The following is a 19,862-nucleotide window of genomic DNA, read 5'->3' as shown; positions in this document are numbered from 1 at the left end:
TCACCTTTTTACAGGTCTACCTTAGTTCCGATGCCTTCAAGAATTGCTTTTTCATAAACGGCTGCAGCCACAGCGAGGTCAAAGTAGGCAATGCCGACTGATTTAAAAAAGGTAATCTCTTCATCGTTTTCTCTGCCTGCGATCACTCCGGCTGATAATTGTCCGAGTTCGCCGTGAAGGTTCGAGAAGCTCCAGATGCCTTCTCTGGCAGGAATAATGAAATCACCTGCTTCCTCTTTGACCCCTTCCAAGGTATCTGCGACGATTTTAGAGCTTCGCAGCAGTGTTTCTGCGTCGACTTCCTGCATATGCGGAAGATAGGAGCCTACCCCGTTAATATGCGTACCCGGCCGGAGGGCCTTGCCTGTGAACACGGGCTTTTCCGAGCGGGTGCTGCAGATAACAATATCCGCCCGGGAAACAGCTTCATCGGCATTTTCCAAGATGATCACCGGACCATTGAATTCATGAAATTTCGCAGAAAATTCTTGTGCCTTTGCAGCCGTCCGGTTGTAGAGTAAGATTTCCTCTATTTCACGGACCTCCAAAACGGCCTGCAGCTGCTCTTCAGCCATTGCCCCGCACCCGATCACAGCCACAGATCTTGCCGGTTTTTTTGCCAGATGCTTAGTGGCAATCCCGCTCACGGCCCCGGTCCGGAGCCTTGTCAGGTAAGAGGCATTCATGCATGCGAGATGCTCTCCATTATCTGTATCGCTTAGCAAAATGACTCCTTGAGTCGTTTTTTTGCCGATCGCAGGGTTCTCAGGAAAAATGGTGACCACCTTCACAGCCGTTTTGCCAATTGGCGGCATGGCACTCGGCATATAAAGGGCAGATGCCTGTTTCTCCGGAAAGTCCAGGACGGTTCTATGGGGATTCTGGATTTTCCCTTCCAGATGATGTACCAGGGCATTTTCCAGATCTTTAATGGCTGATTCCATCGTATAGATGGATTTGATTTCTTTTTCAGATAATAAAAGCATGAAATCTACCTTTCTAAGCTTTTTGGTCGGTTTGTCCGAAGCCTGTATGGAATGCATCATCTCCTGGAAGATCAGAATCAAGGTCCTGATTGCTTCGGTCACGGACGGATGAAATCGCAATCAAAGAGATGGCAGCTGCAAGCATGATGTATAACGCTACAGGAACATAGGAATTGTCATACGCATTCAGCAGGGCAGTTGCAACGAGAGGAGCGGTTCCTCCTGCCAGAGCGGCTCCTATTTGATAGCCCAGTGTGATGCCGGTATAGCGGACATTCGACTTAAATATTTCTGAAAACATAGTCCCAAGTACAGCGGTAATTGGAGCCCAGATGATCCCGAGACCCAATATGGTAGCCACAACCAGCAGAAACGCCGAACCCTGATGAAGCAGCCAGAAGTATGGAAAGGCGTAAAGCATCATCAGGACCGTTCCGCCCACATATAGCTTTTTCCGGCCAACTTTGTCAGACAGTTTTCCCATGATCGGGATTAGTATTGTAGTAATTATCGTTGCAATCGTAACGGCATTCAGAGTAACAGTGCGTGAGAATCCAAGCTGTGTTGTCGCATAGGAAACAATAAAGGTTCCGAAAATATAAAATGGCGCTGTCTCCACCACTTTTGCGCCGACTGCAATCAATACTTCCTTCCAATGGCTGCGCATGGTTTCCACAAACGGAATCTTGGCGATTTCGCCTTTCTCCTGGGCCTTTTTAAAGGATGGTGTTTCATCAATCCCTTTGCGGATCCATAAGCCAAAAAAGACAAGCAGGGCACTTAGGATGAACGGGACACGCCATCCCCATGATAAAAAGGCTTCCTCAGGCAATAAAGTCATGATGGATAAGGCAAGCGTTCCAAGGAGCATTCCGATGGTGACACCCATTTGCGGAATGCTTCCAAAAAAGCCGCGCCGATTTTTTGGAGCATACTCAACAGCAAGCAGCAATGCGCCGCCCCATTCTCCTCCAAGGCCAATACCTTGTATTAAGCGTAAAATGATCAGCAGGATCGGTGCTGCCGTGCCAATATTGTCGTAGGTAGGCAAAAAGCCCATGAGGACAGTTGCACCGCCCATAAGGGATAGTGTGAGGACAAGAGTCTTCTTTCTGCCGATTTTATCGCCGATGTGGCTGAAAATTACCCCGCCAAGCGGGCGGATAAAGAAAGCAAGTGCGAAAGAGGCATATGCCAGCATCAAACCGACAGCCGGGTCATCGCTATGAAAAAACATTTGATTAAATACAAGTGCAGCAACCGTCCCGTACAAAAAGTAATCAAACCATTCGATGGAACTTCCGATCAGGCTTGCGATCAGCACTTTCTTTTCTAATTTCTTTTCCATTCCATTTCCCCCTCTCTTGACTGTAAAAATGTACAAGTTCATCATAGTTTATATTATTTTGATATTTCAATATATTTTTAAAATTGGCTGATAAATAGAACTTATTTACCTGCCCAATGCCTAAGGTGAAAGTATGGGAATGTTTTTGTTATAATAAATAGTACTTAGATGGAATTTGACCTTAACTGGAGTGAACACGTTGAATACAAAAAAAGCACTGCCTCTTTTATTCGCAGTTATGTTTCTTGTTATGGTGGGGTTTGGAATCATCATACCTGTCATCCCCTTTTATGCGGAAGAATTAGGGGCCTCCCCCACTGAACTGGGCCTATTAATGGCCGTTTATTCGTTGATGCAGCTGCTGTTTGCGCCTATGTGGGGGCGCGTTTCCGATAAAATCGGACGCAAACCGGTCATATTGATCGGTATTTTTGGCCTTGGCCTGTCTTTTTTCATGATGGCCTTATCCACTGAACTTTGGATGCTGTTTGCTGCCAGAGTTATCGGCGGCTTCCTGTCATCTGCCAATATGCCGACTGTCATGGCCTATGTAGCGGATATTACATCTGAAGAAGACCGCGGAAAAGGGATGGGAATCATTGGAGCTGCGGTTGGCTTAGGGTTTATTTTTGGTCCGGCAATCGGGGGCATCTTTTCCCGGGAAAGTTTGAACATTCCTTTCTACGCGGCAGGAACATCTTCATTTATTACATTTTTCCTTGTCATGCTTGTGCTGAAGGAATCCCTTTCACCAGAGCAGCGCAGCCAGGGAGCTGCTAAGCGTCCAGGACTTTTAACAGCTTTAAGCGGAAACACTGGAATTCTGTTTATCCTTCAGCTGTTTGTTTCGTTGTCACTGGCAGGCCTGGAAGCAACTTTCGCGTATTTTGCGGCTGACAAAGCTGGCCTTGGGACCGTAGAGCTTGGCTATATCTTTATGATCATGGGGTTTGGAGGCGCACTTGTACAGGGCGGTTTAGTAGGAAGAATGACGAAAAAGTACGGAGAAGGAGCCGTGATTCAACTGGGGATCATCATCTCCGCCATTGGCTTTGGACTTATTCTCCTGGTTGACAGTTTTACCACAGCAGCGATATTCTTAACAGTTTTCGGAATCGGAAACGGGTTTATCCGCCCGAGCGTATCTTCCCTGCTGACAAAGACATCTCAAACTGGACACGGCAGTACGACCGGCCTGCTTTCATCATTTGACTCCCTGGGACGTATTATCGGGCCCCCGCTTGGCGGCTGGCTTTTTACCATGAGCATCGGTGCCCCGTACATCTCGGGAATCCTGCTTTCCGGATTGGCATTCGTGTTGTACCGTGTTTATTCTGCCAAGGTAAACAGAACCCAATCGATTACATCTTAAAATAGGTAAAGGAGGCCGCTTATGCCTCCTTTTTCTATTTCTGCAATATAGCCTGAATCACATGCCCCGTACCTGTATGGCCTTTTCCTTCGACTCTCTCCTGTTCGCCATAAAAGAAATGAAGGACTTTATAGCTCTTAATCCATTGGAGAAGATCTGCGGGATCATACACCATATCAACACTTTTCGGCCCGCCTGTTCCATAGACGAGCTGATCCTCCGAATAGACTTCAAGCATGACGATTCCACCCGGCTTTACAACAGAAACGAGCTTATCGAAAACAGTCTTTTGATCTTTTTTCAGAAAGTGGCCGAAAACCATAATCGAAGCATCATACTCCCCTGATGGTACAGAATCATGAATGAGATCCTTCTGCCCTGTTTCTACTCTGACATGATGGCGTTCAGCCAGCTGCTGTGTTTTTATTAGCCCGCTTTGTGTATAGTCCCATGCGGTTACCTCATGCCCCTTTCTTGCAAGGAACACAGCATTTCGGCCCTCACCCTCGGCCAAAGCAGCAACTCGTTTGTGTCCCTCAAGCCGCCACGCATGCTCTCTGATAAATTCATTGGGCTCTTCACCATATAAATATCCTTCTGCGGAGAACTTTTCTTCCCATAGATTTGCCAATAGAACCACTCCTTCCTGATAAGGTATTCTAGAAGTGGTTATGGAAATCCTATTGTATAATGGAAAAAATGCCGGCTTAGGAGGATGATGACGATGAAAGAGCTGACAGCGATGGAAGAGGTGCATCAGTTTATTCAGAGCGCCGAGCTTGGTCTTATTTATGTGCTGACTGACAGCTGAAGCGTCTGTCATGGCCTGCTTCCTCAGGTTGAGGAAGTGTTGAAGGATTATCCCCGTATAGAATCCCGGTCTGTGAATGCAGGAAAGGTCCCTGAGATAGCCGGGTTCCTCATGGCTTTTACAGTGCCTGTGATTGCCTTATATCTGGATGGAAGAGAAGTTCTGAGAGAGGCGCGATTCATACCGGTCGAGAAGCTTCGAGATGATTTGAAGAGGATCTATGAGGGTGTTTTTGATGTATAAAACAAGGACTGACGGTGCTTTTCCGCCGGTCCTTGTTGACTATTCCAGCTGATGGTTATTAAAAATCAGCATTACATAAGCACAAGGATGCGATTATTAAAATTAATAGATTTGCAGTATTATTATCTTCCCCTATTAAATAACCCCAAATTTTATTGTCATAAATACCTACAGACACTCCCAATCAACCATCAATTTATCAAAATCTAATTCTTTTAGCCCAGAATTAACACTTAAATTGCCTTTTAATTTCCCCAATTAACAGAATGTTCTTTCTTCCTTATACTTTTCAATAGAACCTTATGAACTATGAATCAAGTTGTAAGAGGTTGTTGTTTGATTATTTAAAGCAGTTTAATAGGGGTGCTTTCCCAGCTGCTTTAAGGGTGAACCACTATACTTTTGAAGAGGAGAATGGGCACGAATGGGAGATTTCAGGTTTAAAAAGCATTTAACAGCTGCCATGGCTGCTGCTATGCTGGCTGTTCCGCCCCTGCAGGCTGCGGCTGATGATTCAGGGAAAGGCATTCTAAAAGGCGCAGATGGCAAAGCGGCAATAACTGATCTGCAAGGGATGAATGCAAAAGCCAGTAAAGGCAAGCATGACATCACCCTTATCACGGGTGATGTCGTAACCGTAACCGAATTTGAAGATGGAAAGAATATCATTCATGTTGAACCAGCGGATCCCTCCGCAAGTGGAGCACGTATTTTGACAGCCAACAAAGAAACGTATGTCATTCCTGATCAGGCTATGCCATATCTGGCTTCCGGATTTTTGGACCAGGATTTGTTCAATATTACGGCTTTAATTAAAGACGGCTATGATGATGAGAATCAAAAGGAATTGCCGGTCATCATTCAATATTCCGAATCTAAAGGCCGTTCAGCTGTTGCTCATCCAATCCCAAAAGGCTCAAAGAAAACCCATGTACTTGAAAGCATAGATAGTGTAGCAGTCACAGCTGATAAGAAAGAAACAAAGGGATTCTGGAAAGAAATTACTAAAGCAAACAAAACCCCCAAGAAATCTAAAGCCGCACTGGCTCCAGGGATTGAAAAAATCTGGCTGGATGGCCGTGTCGAAGCTTCTCTTGAACAAAGTGTCCCTCAGATTGGAGCCCCTTCAGCTTGGGAATCCGGCTATGATGGAACAGGCGTAAAGGTGGCTGTTCTTGATACCGGAATTGATCCAGAGCATCCGGACATTGCAGGCCAATTGGATGAGGCAGTGAGCTTCGTTCCAGGAGAAGAAGTAACCGATATGCATGCACATGGGACACACGTGGCTTCCACAGTGCTTGGGACCGGGGAAGCCTCCGAAGGACGGAATCAGGGTGTGGCTCCAGGCTCACGTCTTCTTGTAGGAAAAGTCCTGAGTAATGAAGGCTTTGGCCAGGATTCATGGATTATTGATGGAATGGAATGGGCTGCTGAAAATGCCAAAATCGTTAATATGAGCCTGGGCAGTTCTGAACCAAGCGATGGAACGGATCCAATGGCTCAAGCTGTAAACAATCTTAGTAAAGAAACAGGTTCCCTGTTTGTTATTGCTGCCGGGAACACTGGCAGTGAAGGAATCGGATCACCAGGAGCTGCTGACGATGCTCTTACTGTTGGCGCCGTAGACAAGTCCGACAATCTTGCCTGGTTCTCGTCTAAAGGGCCTAGCTTTGGAAGCTCAGGATTAAAGCCTGATCTCACTGCTCCTGGAGTAGGAATCATGGCTGCACGTTCTCAATATACGAACCAGGGAAGCGGCTCTTACATGAGCATGGATGGCACCTCTATGGCAACACCTCATGTTGCTGGAGCTGCAGCCCTTCTCTCCCAGCGCCACCCTGAATGGACCGGAGAACAGCTTAAAGAAGCTCTGATGAGCACCACAAGGAAGCTGGAGGACATTAGCCCTTTTGAAGGCGGAACTGGCCGTCTTGATGCTGAAGCTGCAGTGCTTGGTAATATAAGGGCCACTGGTTCCCTCGACTTTGGCTTCTATGACTGGCCTCATGAGAATGATGTTCCTGCTGAGAAGACCATTACGTATACAAACGATAGCGGCCAGGATGTGACATTGGATCTGTCAATATCGATGAAAGATAGCCATGACACCGATGCTCCTGCCGGAATGGTAAAGCTTTCATCAGAAAAAGTGACTGTTCCAGCTAATGGAATTGCCGAGGTCACCGTTACACTGGACCCGAATAATGGTGATTTTGGCTCCCGTTATCAGGGTCATATCAGTGCTTCAGCAGAAGGCCAAAAGATTGTCCATACGTCTTTAGGCATGATTAAAGAAGATGAAAGGTATCCCCTTACCATAAAGGCAGTTGATCGGGATGGGGAAGCTGCCTCCGCATACTTCTACCTGTTGGGACCAACTGGCGATCCTCAGTTCATGTCTGTGGAAGGCACGAAGGAGCTGCGGCTGCCGAAAGGAACGTATTCCGTTATGTCCATGATGGACGTTGATGCTGATACAGATCATGCAGGTGTTGCACTTGTCGGCGACCCGGAAATTAACCTGGATGGACCTCAGACAGTTATGCTGGATGCGCGCAAGGCCAACGAGATTACTGTTGATGTTCCAAAAGAGACAGAAGCCAATTATCGGAAAATGGAATATTACCGCAGCATAAATGGAAACGACGTGAATGACATTTACATTTTGCCAGTATTGGTGGATAAAATGTACGCTGCACCTACAGAGAAAGTTAACGTTGGTGAATTCACACAGGCTACGCGCTGGCGCCTGGCGGAACCTATGCTGACAATCGGTTACAAAGGAAAGGAATTGGATGATATCCCGCAGGCAGGCAGCACTCTCCTGAATGGGAAGTATAATTTGAAGGCTGTCTATGCCGGAAATGGATCTCCAGAGGATTATGAAAATCTGGATGTAAAAGGAAAAGCCGCAATTGTGCAGCGCAGTGATGAATTAACAGGATCAGAACGTGCTGCAGCAGCGTTAGCAGCAGGAGCAAAACTATTGATTACCGTTAATGATGGACCTCAGGAGCTTAGTGAATGGGTAGGAATAGAAAATGAAGATTTTTCACTTTCCAACAGCCCTCTACCGATTGCTGGCATCAGCAGCACTGAAGGCAAAGAGCTGATCGCAGCTGCCAAGTCTGGCAAATTGACTTTAAAAGTCGAGGGTACACCTGACTCGGATTACTTATATGACCTGGTGGACATGCATCATCAGGCAGTGCCTAAAGAGGTAAACTATTCTCCGAAATCGAAGGACCTTGTTAAAATCAACTCTGAATATAAATCAGACCGTCCTGCTCCGGGTGCTGAGTTCAGGTACGATATTCTGGCGCACAGCTTTGCCGGAGTAGGCTTCCTGCAGACCCTGTCACTTCCGTCTGTCAGAACAGAGTGGGTATCGGCACAAAAAGGCACATCATGGTACCACCAGGCTGGTGTTCTCGATGCCCAGTGGGAAGTAAGACAGCCAAAAGTGGATTACAAACCGGGTCAAACGTTGAATGAAGAATGGTTTTCACCAGTCGTCCGTCCTCGTTTTGGTGATGGTTTCTGGGCTCCATACCGTTCAGGCAATAATTTGATATTAAATGTTCCTGCCTGGGCTGACTCAGGACCTGGACATACGGGAGCTGACATGAATTACCCTGGCGATCAGACATTAAAGCTATATCAAGGGGATAACCTGGTTAAAGAAGGAAAGGGCCAGGCACTCTACTTATTTAATGAATTTCCGGAAGAAAAAACCCAGTACAAACTCGTAAGTGATGCTGCCCGTGATGCAGAGCGCTGGAACACATCAGTCCGTACACATACGGAGTGGACATTCTGGTCACAGAAGCAAGGAGAATTCCAGACTGCTCTTCCGCTGATTTCAATTGATTATAAAGTGGACACTGACATGTCAGGCAACTCCACGGCCGGTAAAAAGATTAAGCTTGATTTATCAGCTGTTCAAATAACCGATGCTCCGGAAAACGGCCAAATAAAAGGAGCAGCCCTGGAGGTGTCTTTTGATGAAGGAAAGACATGGGAAGCTGCAAAGTTAGTTTCTAAGGGCAATGGCTGGTCCGCCGAAATCAAGCATCCAAATAAGAAGGGAACCTCTGTCTCCCTGCGTGCCAGTGCATGGGATGATGCAGGCAATCGTGTAAATCAGGAAATCATCAAGGCTTATGGATTAAAATAATGAAAAAATGATGAACCTCTTGTTAAGCAGCGGATTGCGTACAGAGCAGATGTGAACCAAGCAGCCAATGCCTGGTTCACTTTTTTAATAGATTAGTTAACCGCCTAACTCCGCAACCCTCCAGGGCAGCTTTTGGAGGATTCGGCGACCTTTATAGCTCGCCTTACGCTTTTCTAATTGCTATGCCCTATAATGGCTTGTCAGTTCAGACAATGACCTTGCCAGAGAGTTGAGTTTCATCCCAATTTTATCCGTTTTCTCCATTTGTCCTGTTTGAATGACGCTGGCAGCAAGCATCTCTTCTGCACTGGCCAATGTTTCCTGTGAAACAGAGGAGAACTGTTCAGCTCCCTGTTCAAGCTGCGGAAGCGTTTTTTCCAGGCCTTTCAGCTCCGTTTGCATGGTTTGGAGCTTTCCGCTTACATTAGAAATCTCTTTCATCAGCTCGTCCAATGATATTTTGGATTGGCCTGCCATTTCAAGATTGCCTTTTATCTCCGTATGGAGCTGGTCAAATTCCTCTGAAGCTCTGAGTGTTATATTCTCCATATTTCTTATTCCCCGAGTGATATCTTCTGCGGCACCTGCAGATTGCTCAGCCAGTTTCCGGACTTCTCCTGCGACCACGGCAAAGCCTTTCCCTGCCTCTCCTGCCCGGGCAGCCTCAATGGAAGCATTTAAGGATAACAGCCTTGTTTGTTCAGCAATTCCCTTTACCATTCCGACAAGATTTGTAATCGCTAAGGAATGGTCTTTGACCTCTTTTATTGTCAGGGTCAATTTTCCAAATTCTGAACCAAAGGAATGAATGGCAGCGATCAGATCACTGATGCTGTTCCCGCCGCGCCTGGCAGAGTCATTCATCACCTCCGAGCTGCGGTTTACACTTTGCATATGTAAAAACATGTCTTCGAACTTATCTTTCATTTCTTTAAAACTGGACGCACTATTTTCAGAACTGGCTGCGGTTTGCTCTGCCCCCATTTTCACGAGGTGAATGGCTGATACCAGCTGCTGTCCGCTTTCAAGAGCGCTGAAGGATGATCCTTTCAGCTCATTGCCCGTACTCTCAAGCTCCTTCGTTGTGCCGGTCAGCTCCCGCAGCAGGCTCCTCATTTGTTCAATCATGCTGTTATAACTTTTCTGCAGAGAAACCATTTCGGGAATTTCTGTATGAATCTCAAGCGTGTTTTGCAGGTTTCCTTCCCGAACCTCCCGCATGGTGTTTCTTAATAAGTTCAAAGGCTTCGTTATTTTTCTTACAAAAAGACTAATAATGGCTGAAGCAGCCGATAAACTGATCACAATCGCTGCAATCATAAAATACCCGATCGCATGCACATCAGACATATACGCTTTTGCCGGGATGAGGACTACATAGACGCCGCTAATTTCCTTCATCTCCTGAAAGGCCGCTGTATAATCTGTCCCGTTCATCTCAATGTGTATGACTCCATTTTTCATTGTGCTGATCTCATTGATCGTACCCCTTGAAAAAGCGGCATCTGACTTGCTGCTGACCTTAAAAGGCGTAATCTTGTTATCTGAAAGATAGAAAAAATCAGAGTCAATCCCATCTGCCTGCAGCTTTTTCTGCTGAGAACGGACACTGGCCTCGAGCTGCTGCTTAAAGTACGAATCATCACTGACATACACAAACTTTAAGTTTTCCGCTATGTATCCCATTAATTCCGCTTCTCTTGCCAATCTATCCTCAATTGTTTTGATTGCCATGTCCTTTGTTTTAAGATAGGAACTAACTCCCACTGCCGCTATCGACAGCAGCAGCAGGGTAAAAAACAGTGCCAATAATCTTGTTCCCAGGTTCAGCTTATGGCTGAAGGCTGCCGCAAAGTTATTCAGCCGTTTCTTCATTTATCCAAAACCCCCAAATTATCATACTAATGACCTATAAAAGAAATTATACAGAGCGAATGTAAATTGTATGTAAAGATTGGATGAAAAGTAATGTTTTGTAAATTTACAAAGGAACGTAAAGTAGGCTGTTTTAATATATTGGTTAAATCCGAGGCTTTATTTTATAAGAACGGGGGAAGAACATGACCAATTTTCACTATTTCACCGGGACCATTACGCAGATCTCCGATTTTAACGGAGACGGCTGCCATAAAATCATTTCCGTTGATAATGGAATGGGGGGAACTGCCAATTTCATTGTATCCTCCTCCACTTACGTTTTAGATCAATCCATGCTTTCAGCAGGTGACATCATTACCGGGTATTATGACGGCAATGCTCCTATTCCGCTGATATATCCTCCTCAATACCGTGCGCTAGTGGTCGTAAAACATACTTCTCACCAAAATGTGAAAACTGACTATTTTAATAGCCAGCTAGTCAGCAGTGATGGCCAGCTGCAATTAAATGTTTCTCCGTACACCCAGATGGTGCTGACAAATGGGCAGGCCTTTACCGGCAGTCCCGCAAACAGAGACCTAGTTGTAATCTATGGTCCGTCTACCAAAAGCATCCCTGCCCAGACTACACCTTATAAGATCATTGTTTTGTGTTTATCCTCTACATGAACAGGAGTGCCCGGGATGGGCACTCCTTTTTTCAGGCTAACACTTACTCATCATCCACTTCGCCATCACCAATTTCATCCTCTTCTTCCACATCTTCAACCTGTTCGTCTTCCTCAGGCTTTTCATCGTTTCCGCAGCCCGTTAACGTTACGAATGATAGAGATAGAAAAAGCATCAATAAGAGTTTTTTCATTTTTATAACCTCCTTTCGCTTAGTTTTTCAAAAAGGCAAACCTTATATGTACTGTTAATAATTTACAAACCTTCCTCACCTTTGAATATTTGCAGCTGGATAGGAAAACACTTGTATAAAGCTGAACTATGCAAGCTTACTTTTTACATTAAAGGATGTGCCATAGATGGATTTTTTACAGAGTCAGCACTCACTTTCTGCTATGGAGTGGGGACTCAGGGCTATCATCGCTTATTTCTTCTTAGTCATTGTCGTCAGAGTGCTGGGGCAGCGTGCTATTTCCCAATTAAGGCTCCTTGACTTAGTAATGGCTTTTGTCATAGGCAACATTATTGCCCATCCCTTATCAGATGAGGAGCTTGGACTAAAGGGTTCAATTGTTACAACCATTGTACTCGTGGTCCTTTACCTTATCAGTTTATTCAGTATCCTGAAATGGCCAGCAGTCAGAAGACTGGTAAACAGCAAGCCCATCATCATTGTGCAGAATGGCGAAATCATATACAAAGGCTTAAACAAAGCAAGGATTTCTATTGATGTGCTGCTGGAGGAACTTCGGGAGAAAAAAGTAGAAGATGTAAAAAAGGTAGCGCTGGCTCTATGGGAAGCAAGCGGGAGAATTTCCTTCTTTTTAGATCCCAAATACGAACCCATTACACCTGCTTTCCTGCAAAGAAATGCAGAACCATTCGATATGCCTATAACCATTATTAAGGAAGGTAAAGTGGATAAAAAAGAGCTGCAAAACATGCAAAAGGATGAAAGATGGCTAATCGCCCATTTAGAACGTTTCTATCAGACAGAAATTAATAATGTTCTGTTAGCTACCTTAGACAGCAAAGGAACCTTGAAGGTATTTTTATATCATTAATTTGGCTAAAAGGAGTGATGACAGTGCTTTCTAAAGAGCTGACGGTTTCTGAAATCTCAAATATTTGGTCATCGTATTTAAAAAACAGCATGGAGCTGCAATTTTTTACTTATTTTTTTCAAACTGCAGAGGATCGGAAAATTAAAAAGATTGCTGGAAGACTGCTGCATCAATCCGAGAAAAACCTTAAGCAGCTCCAGGATTTTTTCAGTAAAGAGAATCTCTCCGTTCCCCGCGGCTTCACTGAAAAGGATGTAAGGATCAATGGGCAGAAATTATTTTCAGATCATTTCATTTTATTTTTTTGTCATGATATCACCCAGCTTTCATTGAGCACATATCCAAGCGCCCTATCAGAAAGCACCCGTAAAGATATTCGGAATTATTTTGAGATTACTCTTAAATTCACGTTAAAAATACAGAATGAAATTGTTGATTTGATGTTATCTAAAGGCATTTACCAAGAGCATCCGAAATTAAAGATGGAGGATCGGATCGACTTTGCCCGCAGCCTTAAATACCTCAATGGGTTCAAGGGCGGTTCCAGACCGCTGAATGCTCCTGAAATAGCGAATATATCAAGAATTATTCACAGAGCCCAATTCTCGAAAATGATCTTTGTTACCTTCAGTACTATTGCTGAAAGCAATGAAATGAAAGACCATTTCAGCAAAGGAAGGGATTTGATTGAGAAAGTATTATCTTCCCTCCGAGACATTATGGAAAATGAGCATATTCCGCTGTCCTCATCGGGAGATTATCAAATTTTTGACGTGGACACCCCTCCATTTTCCGAGAAGATCATGCTGTTTTTTGTAAATACTTGTCTCGGCATCTTCTGCTTCACCATGATCAGCCAGGCACTGACCTCCAGCCTAAGATCCGATATTGTCATAAAGCTGCTGAGCATTTCCAAAGACATGTCCCTCTTTTACGGAAAAGGCCTGCTGATTGCCATAAAGCAAAAATGGCTCGAACAGCCGCCACAGCCAGCAGGGAGACAGGTATAAGAGTTTTCACCATTCTGTCACATTTTTTACCAATCACACTGCCTTTTCCACTCTTTCATTTCGATTATCAGAGATGAAAGGGCGGTGCAAAGATATGAATCTTAAATCAGGAAGTGTGGACCAATTTGGACAATTTTCTCAATTTAAAGATCTGCAGGAATTTAATGCCCATCTGGAAATGTGGCTTGCTGTACATAAGAATGAGTTTTCGAAGGGAGAACTTGTTGGGCTAAACGGCTTGTTCGTTTTGCCGCGAAGGTTCCCGGTGTTTCCAATGCCAAGATCGGGACCGTTTTAAAAGCCATTCATGCGGAATACTGCGGCAATGGCATTTCCCGCTCCACTTTTAAAAGAATGACAGCCAAGGCCGCAAGCCTCGGTTTGGGAAAACGATTAAATACATACAAATTGCTGGACTGGGATCCGTTTTTTCTTTCCGTTTCATGAACGGTAAAGACCTGCTCTTCAAATTTTCTTGTTAAAATTCCATAGAAATACGCGATAGGACGGGCGATTGTACAGGTTTTCATTTTCCGGATCAGCTGTTTAAAAGCATGGATAGCTGTGTCCAGCACCACGTTCAAATTTTGTTCACAATTGTGCTTGTAAGCGGCTATGGCTGTCATTCTCCAGAACTCTTCAATCTGCATTGCTTCCGGAATAAAGTAACATGCAAGTTCTACAAATGCTTTTGGAACACGATCACTGGTAAAGGTGTAATCAAGTCCGGTTTTGGAACGATTAGTATTCTTTTGATTTTTATTAGTTTTAGAAAGATTGATAGTTTTATTAGGGTGGTCCATTTTTTTCTTTTTTGGTGGTTCACACTAGATTAATAAGAAAAGCGGATGCGCCAACGCAGACTAAGAACGCCACGTCCTGTGGCAACGCCTGCATGACCTCCATCCTGGGGGCCAGGCCTCCTCAAGGGGTAGGCACTCCTCCTAAAAGCTGACGCTTTTAATCATGCGGTGATTAGACTGTCGTTGCTTTCCTTGTGGAGCTAGACAGTTATCGGCATCAAAATTTTAGGCTTTCTGATTTGTTAAAAAATTTTTTCCGCATCCTGTCTTTTTACATCCTTCATTTCGATTATAAAGGTGAAAGGGAGGTGAGCAGGAATGGCACAGGCAATCATCATTGATTCAAAGCTTCGCCTGGTTTTTGAAACAGGATTGAACGGACAGGGCAAGCCTGTCTACAAATCAAAAACCTACAACAGTGTGAAGCAATCCGCTACAGCGGACCAGCTTTTCACAGTGGGACAGGCAATCGCTGGATTATCAAGCTACCCGCTGACTGAGCTGAACAGAAATGACAGCTTCGATATTTTAGGCTAATTCTTATTGAAAATAACCAAATCGGGAGGTGTGAAAGGGAATGGCGAAGACACTTGAAATGACGTTTGAAACGGAGCTGGGCAAGGAAACCAAATTATCGGTTGACAGCCCAAAGGAGCCGATTGATCCGGCAGCTGTGAAGGCAGTGATGGAACAGATCATTGCAGTGAACGCATTTGACGGAAATGGCGGTGACCTTGTTTCTGCCAAAGGCGCTAGATTAATAGAACGCAATGTAACAGATTATGAATTAGTGTAAGGGAATGAGGCCGGATTCTTTGGAACCCGGCCTTTTTTATAGCTTGTAAAAAAGAAAGGAGCATGCATGATGGAACAGATGGTCACATTGATCAGCGAACTCGGCTTCCCGATTGTGGTCACGCTTTTTCTGCTGAACCGGATCGAAGCCAAGCTTGATGTAATCGTGTCCTCAATCCAGGGATTGCCGGATAGGCTGAAAGAATAGAAAAGCGGAAGCGCCTGCCCCCCTGACACCTCATGGGGCTGGGCGCTCCTCCTAATAGCTGAATCGTGCGGTGTTTAGACTGCTGATGCTTTCCCAGTGAAGCTAGACAGGATTTTAATACTCATTTTAAAAGGGCGGGACTCCATAGTAAGGAGCCCTATTCTTTCATAACCGGAATCCAGATTTCACTGCGGAATGTAGGCGAAGCGGTATCTTTGCTTTCATTCCAGAGGATTTCCGGCCCATCTATTTGCTGATAAGATGATGAAGGGAACCATTCTGAGTAAATCCGTCCCCAGACATTCTGAAGCGTTTCCGGAAACGGACCCACTGCTTCAAATACCGCCCATGAACAGGCCGGAACCTCAAGAGATGCCATCCCCTCCGGGCATTCCTTTGCAGTGGCAGCTCCGATATAATGGTCCAGTTCACCCTTTTCTTCCATTCTGCCTTCAGAAAAATTGGCTGAAGCACTGATCAGGCCAAATGGCTCTGTATCCGATACACTCTTGAGCCTAAGAATCATTTTTTCATCTAAGCTCTCCCACATGGCCGCAATCTCCGGATTCACACCGTTAAAAATAATCGGCACCCGCTTTTTTAAGCCTACAATCCGAAAGGCATCTTTTTCTTCTATACGATAGTTCATTTCATTTCCTCCCTTTATAGATAAATGGAAGGTCATCGGCGGATAAGCCTTAAGAGCGTGGCCATTGCTCCTGGCTTCTGAAGGAGTGATGCCATGAAGCTGCTGGAATGCCCTCGTAAACGAATCAGGCGAGCTATACCCATATTTGAACGATACATCAATGACCCTGGCATTCTTATCCTTCAAATCGAAGGCCGCCAATGTCAGCCGTCTCCTGCGGATATACTCCGAAAGCGTTACACCTGCAAGAAAGGAAAACATTCGTTTAAAATGGTATTCTGAGCAAAACGCAATCTTTACTAGTTCTTTGAAGTCGATTTCATCCGTTAAATGTTCTTCAATATACCTCATCGCCCGATTCATATTTTGCAGCAAATCCATTTCAATGACCTCCTCTTATCTACAGAATATCAGGAGCTGCAGGGTGCGGCCCGACAATCCATGCACAAGAATGCAGGGTTGCGTTACTCATTTTTATATTTCTTTTTCAATGTGTCAGAGAAAATTGCGCCGCCCAGCATTAAGAATAAAGGACCGAAATTCCAGAAAAACGATCCGCGAATAGGGATCTCTAATTCAGTAAAATGATTAAGGCCTAAAATGCTTAGTTTAATGATTAGCATAGCGGATCCTATCAGAAATAAACAATCAAAAAATACTTTCAATCTTGGATACGCTAATTGCCTGCTGTCCTTTATCACTTTCTCCGTCAATTCCTCATCACTCCTTAATAATTCATCAATCGTAACCCCAAACAGATCACTCAGTTTAATAATAATTTCAATGCTGGGATAGTTCTGCCCATTTTCCCATTTGGAAACAGACTGACGGCTCACAAACAGCTTTTCAGCCAGATCCTCCTGTGACCATCCTTTCTCTTTCCTCTCCTTTTTAAGCTTCTCGGCAAAAATCATATTCACAATCACCTTTCTGCAAATCGATACTCCCATTATGGTGAATTTTTTGGCCAAAAGTAAAGACAGGAATGGTTGCCGGGGGCCGCACGCATAGGTTGCAGAGGCTTTAAAACTGGTTTTTCATCATATAAAAAAGAACCTTCAACCCGCATTTAGGGTCAAAGGTTCTATCTGGTTAAGATCAGTTATAGGCCAGCTCTTTTTGATTTTCTGCTTCGCTCAGTCCCAGCACTTGCGCCGTTGATTCATGAATCTCACGGAACAGCTCAGGGTTCTCGGATAGTGACATGCCGTAGGACGGAATCATTTTCTTGATTTTAAAATGCCACTCTTCCATATACTGCGGGAAGCATTTTTGCAATACTTCAAGCATGACGTTAACGGCAGTTGAAGCACCCGGGGAAGCTCCGAGCAAGGCAGCAACCGAGCCATCTGAGGCACTGACTACCTCGGTGCCGAATTGCAGGGTTCCTTTTCCGGCAGGCGTATCCTTGATAACCTGCACACGCTGGCCTGCGACCACGACACTCCAGTCTTCACTCTGTGCATTAGGGATAAACTCGCGCAATTCTTCGACGCGCTGTTCATGGGATAGCATGACCTGCTGAATCAGATATTTTGTCAGCCCCATTTCTTTTGCACCAGCTGCCAGCATGGTGATGACATTATTCGGTTTAACAGACTTGATCAGGTCCATATTGGAGCCTGTCTTTAAGAACTTTGGCGAGAAGCCGGCAAATGGCCCGAACAGCAGGGATTTCTTGTTATCAATAAACCTTGTATCCAGATGCGGCACGGACATTGGAGGTGCACCTACTTTGGCTTTTCCGTACACTTTTGCATGATGCTTCTCGACAATTTCCGGTTTGTTGCAGACGAGGAACAGTCCGCTTACCGGGAATCCGCCTATATGCTTGGATTCAGGGATGCCCGTCTTCTGAAGCAGATGCAGACTTCCGCCGCCTCCGCCGATAAATACGAACTTCGCCTGATGGTTTTCGGTTGTGCCGCTTTCCATATTTCTCACTTTTACATTCCATGATCCATCGCCAGCACGCTTCAAATCCTCTACGCTGTGCTGATAATGGACATTGACATTTTTACTCTTTAAATGGTCAAACAGCATGCGTGTTAACGCACCGAAGTTGACATCCGTTCCAGAGTCGATTTTGGTGGCTGCGATTGGTTCGTCCGAAGTGCGGCCATCCATCATCACCGGAATCCATTCCTTCAGCTTTTCAGGGTCATCGGAAAATTCCATGCCCTGAAACAGAGGATTAGCTGACAGCGCTTCCAATCGTTTTTTCAAAAACGATACATTTTTTTCCCCCTGAACAAAGCTCATATGAGGGATTGGCATAATAAAGTCCTGCGGATTGCGAATCAGGTTGTTTTCTACAAGATAAGCCCAAAACTGTCTGGATAGCTGAAATTGTTCATTTACATTAATCGCTTTAGTGATATCTATTGATCCATCAGATTTTTCAGATGTATAGTTAAGCTCGCACAATGCAGCATGTCCCGTCCCTGCATTATTCCATTCGTTAGAGCTTTCTTCTCCTGCGCTAGCGAGCTTCTCAAACACTTTGATCTCCCACTCAGGTGCTAACTCTTTCAGTAAAGACCCCAAAGTCGCGCTCATGATTCCGGCACCAATTAAGATAACGTCTGTTTTGTTCTGTACGCTGCTCATTTTAAACCTTCCTTATCCCAGATATTTGCCAAAAACTGCAGGCTCTCTGCTCAGGTGTCACCACTCGAAAGGCATCACCCAAGGACACACCTTTTCCGTCACACAAAATACACATTCTATTCTATTATAATGATTGATCGGGTAAGATAGCTAGTATTATCTGATAATTATATACTATTTTAGACAAATTAGAAAGCGGCGCGGGGGTTTTCGGAAGCAAAACAGCAGACAAAACGGTTCCAGTATTGGAAGGTTTGTCTGCTGTTTGGTAAATTTATGTCTTTTTTAAGATATCCTGCACTTCATCCAGGCAGGGAAGACCGGTCATAGCACCTTTCCTTGTGACGGCCAGGCCCCCTGACACATTTGCGAAGCGAATCATGAAGGCCATCTCGTCATGCGAATGCTCCTCTAAAGCTTTAGGAGATTCATTTATGCAATAAAGGAGACCGGAAACGAATGCATCTCCGGCACCGGTGGTATCCACCACCTTGTATAGCAATGCAGGAACTTTTCCAATCTCATCTTTATAACGGAAGATGCAGCCGTCACTGCCCAGCGTAACGATTGTCAGCTGATTCTCAGGAAGCCGGGATATTCCTTCTTCCATATCATTGCATCCAGTTAAAAAGGTGAGTTCTTCTTCCGAAATTTTTAGAATATCGGCATAGGGGAGAGTCGCCATAATTTCTGCTTTTGCCCTTTCCTCGGAACCCCACAATCCTAAGCGGAGATTTGGGTCATAGGAAATAAGCATATTCATTTCCCTGGCCCTCTTCACTGCTTGAAGGGCTGCAGTCCTCGATGGCTCATGAATCAGTGAGATTGAGCCAAAGTGAAAAATCTTATATTCTTCAAAAATGGACCAGTCAATCTCATCTTTATTCAGGAAACTGTCTGCACTTGGGTTAATATAGAAACTAAAATCCCGCTCACCAGAGGGCTCTAACGTCACAAACGTAATACCTGTCCGCGCTTCATCCGTCAGTTTCATATATTGTGTATGGACCCCGTACCCCTTCAAGGTATCCTTGAGAAAGCGACCGAGCACATCGTCTCCGACTTTTCCAATGAAGGCGGCCTTCCCTCCAAGCTTCGACACTCCTACCGAAACATTAGCCGGTGCCCCGCCCGGAGCCTTTTGATAGGTAGAATTATCAGAATCCAGGGGAATAAAATCAATCAGAGCTTCCCCTAAACATAGAACCCCTTTCATAGTACACCTCATTTAAAAAAG

20 protein-coding genes are annotated in these 19,862 nt (G+C 44.9%); 10 read left to right on the top strand and 10 right to left on the bottom strand.

Features of this window, described 5'->3' with window-relative positions:
- Positions 1 to 8 precede the first annotated feature (8 nt).
- Positions 9 to 986 carry an ornithine cyclodeaminase family protein gene (locus tag NR125_RS12065; RefSeq protein ID WP_071158291.1) on the bottom strand — a complete coding sequence of 326 codons (978 nt, stop codon included), beginning with the start codon at positions 984 to 986 and terminating at the stop codon, positions 9 to 11.
- Positions 987 to 999: 13 nt separating this feature from the next.
- The gene (locus NR125_RS12060) at positions 1,000 to 2,334 is read right to left on the bottom strand and encodes an MFS transporter (protein ID WP_009332378.1); all 1,335 of its coding nucleotides are present in this window, start codon (positions 2,332 to 2,334) and stop codon (positions 1,000 to 1,002) included.
- Positions 2,335 to 2,533: 199 nt separating this feature from the next.
- Between NR125_RS12060 and NR125_RS12055 the strand changes: the two genes are divergently transcribed.
- Positions 2,534 to 3,706 (top strand): tetracycline resistance MFS efflux pump, encoded by a 1,173-nt coding sequence (locus NR125_RS12055; RefSeq protein WP_019380532.1) that lies wholly within the window; start codon positions 2,534 to 2,536, stop codon positions 3,704 to 3,706.
- Positions 3,707 to 3,740: 34 nt separating this feature from the next.
- Here NR125_RS12055 and NR125_RS12050 read toward each other — a convergent pair whose 3' ends face one another.
- A complete protein-coding gene (locus NR125_RS12050) occupies positions 3,741 to 4,337 on the bottom strand; it encodes a class I SAM-dependent methyltransferase (RefSeq protein WP_009332380.1) in 597 nt (198 codons plus the stop codon).
- Between the two features lie 291 nt (positions 4,338 to 4,628).
- On the opposite strand from NR125_RS12050, the gene NR125_RS12045 reads away from it, so the two are divergent.
- Together NR125_RS12045 and NR125_RS12040 are read left to right on the top strand one after the other, a co-directional pair.
- A complete protein-coding gene (locus tag NR125_RS12045; protein WP_256815429.1) occupies positions 4,629 to 4,760 on the top strand; it encodes a hypothetical protein in 132 nt (43 codons plus the stop codon).
- A gap of 424 nt (positions 4,761 to 5,184) precedes the next feature.
- The gene (locus NR125_RS12040) at positions 5,185 to 8,940 is read left to right on the top strand and encodes a S8 family serine peptidase (protein ID WP_256815428.1); all 3,756 of its coding nucleotides are present in this window, start codon (positions 5,185 to 5,187) and stop codon (positions 8,938 to 8,940) included.
- 180 nt (positions 8,941 to 9,120) lie between these two features.
- Here the strand turns inward: NR125_RS12040 and NR125_RS12035 are convergent, their stop codons facing one another.
- On the bottom strand, positions 9,121 to 10,815 hold the full coding sequence (locus NR125_RS12035) for a methyl-accepting chemotaxis protein (protein WP_251156346.1): 1,695 nt from the start codon (positions 10,813 to 10,815) through the stop codon (positions 9,121 to 9,123).
- 185 nt (positions 10,816 to 11,000) lie between these two features.
- Here NR125_RS12035 and NR125_RS12030 point away from each other — a divergent pair, with 185 nt between their 5' ends.
- Entirely contained in the window at positions 11,001 to 11,486 is a 486-nt protein-coding gene (locus NR125_RS12030; protein WP_251174345.1) for a hypothetical protein, read from the top strand.
- 43 nt (positions 11,487 to 11,529) lie between these two features.
- On the opposite strand, the gene NR125_RS12025 is transcribed toward NR125_RS12030, so the two are convergent.
- On the bottom strand, positions 11,530 to 11,679 hold the full coding sequence (locus tag NR125_RS12025) for a hypothetical protein (RefSeq protein ID WP_019380526.1): 150 nt from the start codon (positions 11,677 to 11,679) through the stop codon (positions 11,530 to 11,532).
- A gap of 166 nt (positions 11,680 to 11,845) precedes the next feature.
- On the opposite strand from NR125_RS12025, the gene NR125_RS12020 reads away from it, so the two are divergent.
- The 3 genes from NR125_RS12020 to NR125_RS12010 all read left to right on the top strand — a co-directional run bounded on the left by NR125_RS12020 (position 11,846) and on the right by NR125_RS12010 (position 13,858).
- Complete coding sequence (locus NR125_RS12020) at positions 11,846 to 12,550, top strand: DUF421 domain-containing protein (protein WP_009332386.1); 705 nt, start codon at positions 11,846 to 11,848, stop codon at positions 12,548 to 12,550.
- 17 nt (positions 12,551 to 12,567) lie between these two features.
- On the top strand, positions 12,568 to 13,560 hold the full coding sequence (locus NR125_RS12015) for a DUF3231 family protein (RefSeq protein ID WP_034296197.1): 993 nt from the start codon (positions 12,568 to 12,570) through the stop codon (positions 13,558 to 13,560).
- A 94-nt stretch (positions 13,561 to 13,654) separates the two neighbouring features.
- Entirely contained in the window at positions 13,655 to 13,858 is a 204-nt protein-coding gene (locus NR125_RS12010; RefSeq protein WP_256815425.1) for a hypothetical protein, read from the top strand.
- A gap of 7 nt (positions 13,859 to 13,865) precedes the next feature.
- On the opposite strand, the gene NR125_RS12005 is transcribed toward NR125_RS12010, so the two are convergent.
- The gene (locus NR125_RS12005) at positions 13,866 to 14,363 is read right to left on the bottom strand and encodes a hypothetical protein (RefSeq protein WP_256815424.1); all 498 of its coding nucleotides are present in this window, start codon (positions 14,361 to 14,363) and stop codon (positions 13,866 to 13,868) included.
- Between the two features lie 318 nt (positions 14,364 to 14,681).
- On the opposite strand from NR125_RS12005, the gene NR125_RS12000 reads away from it, so the two are divergent.
- The 3 genes from NR125_RS12000 (at position 14,682) to NR125_RS11990 (ending at position 15,366) form a co-directional block, all read left to right on the top strand.
- A complete protein-coding gene (locus NR125_RS12000) occupies positions 14,682 to 14,900 on the top strand; it encodes a DUF1659 domain-containing protein (protein ID WP_009332390.1) in 219 nt (72 codons plus the stop codon).
- Positions 14,901 to 14,940: 40 nt separating this feature from the next.
- Positions 14,941 to 15,159 carry a DUF2922 domain-containing protein gene (locus NR125_RS11995; protein WP_009332391.1) on the top strand — a complete coding sequence of 73 codons (219 nt, stop codon included), beginning with the start codon at positions 14,941 to 14,943 and terminating at the stop codon, positions 15,157 to 15,159.
- Between the two features lie 69 nt (positions 15,160 to 15,228).
- Positions 15,229 to 15,366 (top strand): YvrJ family protein, encoded by a 138-nt coding sequence (locus tag NR125_RS11990; protein WP_256815452.1) that lies wholly within the window; start codon positions 15,229 to 15,231, stop codon positions 15,364 to 15,366.
- 157 nt (positions 15,367 to 15,523) lie between these two features.
- On the opposite strand, the gene NR125_RS11985 is transcribed toward NR125_RS11990, so the two are convergent.
- The 4 genes from NR125_RS11985 to NR125_RS11970 all read right to left on the bottom strand — a co-directional run bounded on the left by NR125_RS11985 (position 15,524) and on the right by NR125_RS11970 (position 19,841).
- Complete coding sequence (locus tag NR125_RS11985) at positions 15,524 to 16,396, bottom strand: AraC family transcriptional regulator (protein WP_256815422.1); 873 nt, start codon at positions 16,394 to 16,396, stop codon at positions 15,524 to 15,526.
- Between the two features lie 83 nt (positions 16,397 to 16,479).
- The gene (locus NR125_RS11980) at positions 16,480 to 16,929 is read right to left on the bottom strand and encodes a helix-turn-helix domain-containing protein (protein ID WP_009332393.1); all 450 of its coding nucleotides are present in this window, start codon (positions 16,927 to 16,929) and stop codon (positions 16,480 to 16,482) included.
- Between the two features lie 184 nt (positions 16,930 to 17,113).
- Positions 17,114 to 18,625 (bottom strand): malate:quinone oxidoreductase, encoded by a 1,512-nt coding sequence (locus NR125_RS11975; protein WP_009332394.1) that lies wholly within the window; start codon positions 18,623 to 18,625, stop codon positions 17,114 to 17,116.
- A 274-nt stretch (positions 18,626 to 18,899) separates the two neighbouring features.
- Complete coding sequence (locus NR125_RS11970) at positions 18,900 to 19,841, bottom strand: aminoimidazole riboside kinase (protein ID WP_192907994.1); 942 nt, start codon at positions 19,839 to 19,841, stop codon at positions 18,900 to 18,902.
- Positions 19,842 to 19,862 lie beyond the last annotated feature (21 nt).

Origin of the sequence: Cytobacillus sp. Bac17, from assembly GCF_024519925.1 — a bacterium.
Classification (GTDB): domain Bacteria; phylum Bacillota; class Bacilli; order Bacillales; family Cytobacillaceae; genus Cytobacillus; species Cytobacillus pseudoceanisediminis.
The sequence above is the reverse complement of the archived record's forward strand: the minus strand, read 5'-3'. Positions and strand labels throughout refer to the sequence as shown.

What these genes read in the sequence shown, in the direction of transcription:
- NR125_RS12065 (WP_071158291.1), bottom strand. Translation starts at nt 986, where the DNA reads ATGCTTTTATTATCTGAAAAAGAAATCAAATCCATCTATACGATGGAA.
- NR125_RS12060 (WP_009332378.1), bottom strand. Translation starts at nt 2,334, where the DNA reads ATGGAAAAGAAATTAGAAAAGAAAGTGCTGATCGCAAGCCTGATCGGA.
- NR125_RS12045 (WP_256815429.1), top strand. Translation starts at nt 4,629, where the DNA reads ATGGCTTTTACAGTGCCTGTGATTGCCTTATATCTGGATGGAAGAGAA.
- NR125_RS12040 (WP_256815428.1), top strand. Translation starts at nt 5,185, where the DNA reads ATGGGAGATTTCAGGTTTAAAAAGCATTTAACAGCTGCCATGGCTGCT.
- NR125_RS12035 (WP_251156346.1), bottom strand. Translation starts at nt 10,815, where the DNA reads ATGAAGAAACGGCTGAATAACTTTGCGGCAGCCTTCAGCCATAAGCTG.
- NR125_RS12030 (WP_251174345.1), top strand. Translation starts at nt 11,001, where the DNA reads ATGACCAATTTTCACTATTTCACCGGGACCATTACGCAGATCTCCGAT.
- NR125_RS12025 (WP_019380526.1), bottom strand. Translation starts at nt 11,679, where the DNA reads ATGAAAAAACTCTTATTGATGCTTTTTCTATCTCTATCATTCGTAACG.
- NR125_RS12020 (WP_009332386.1), top strand. Translation starts at nt 11,846, where the DNA reads ATGGATTTTTTACAGAGTCAGCACTCACTTTCTGCTATGGAGTGGGGA.
- NR125_RS12015 (WP_034296197.1), top strand. Translation starts at nt 12,568, where the DNA reads ATGACAGTGCTTTCTAAAGAGCTGACGGTTTCTGAAATCTCAAATATT.
- NR125_RS12010 (WP_256815425.1), top strand. Translation starts at nt 13,655, where the DNA reads ATGAATCTTAAATCAGGAAGTGTGGACCAATTTGGACAATTTTCTCAA.
- NR125_RS12005 (WP_256815424.1), bottom strand. Translation starts at nt 14,363, where the DNA reads ATGGACCACCCTAATAAAACTATCAATCTTTCTAAAACTAATAAAAAT.
- NR125_RS12000 (WP_009332390.1), top strand. Translation starts at nt 14,682, where the DNA reads ATGGCACAGGCAATCATCATTGATTCAAAGCTTCGCCTGGTTTTTGAA.
- NR125_RS11995 (WP_009332391.1), top strand. Translation starts at nt 14,941, where the DNA reads ATGGCGAAGACACTTGAAATGACGTTTGAAACGGAGCTGGGCAAGGAA.
- NR125_RS11990 (WP_256815452.1), top strand. Translation starts at nt 15,229, where the DNA reads ATGGAACAGATGGTCACATTGATCAGCGAACTCGGCTTCCCGATTGTG.
- NR125_RS11985 (WP_256815422.1), bottom strand. Translation starts at nt 16,396, where the DNA reads ATGGATTTGCTGCAAAATATGAATCGGGCGATGAGGTATATTGAAGAA.
- NR125_RS11980 (WP_009332393.1), bottom strand. Translation starts at nt 16,929, where the DNA reads ATGATTTTTGCCGAGAAGCTTAAAAAGGAGAGGAAAGAGAAAGGATGG.
- NR125_RS11975 (WP_009332394.1), bottom strand. Translation starts at nt 18,625, where the DNA reads ATGAGCAGCGTACAGAACAAAACAGACGTTATCTTAATTGGTGCCGGA.
- NR125_RS11970 (WP_192907994.1), bottom strand. Translation starts at nt 19,841, where the DNA reads ATGAAAGGGGTTCTATGTTTAGGGGAAGCTCTGATTGATTTTATTCCC.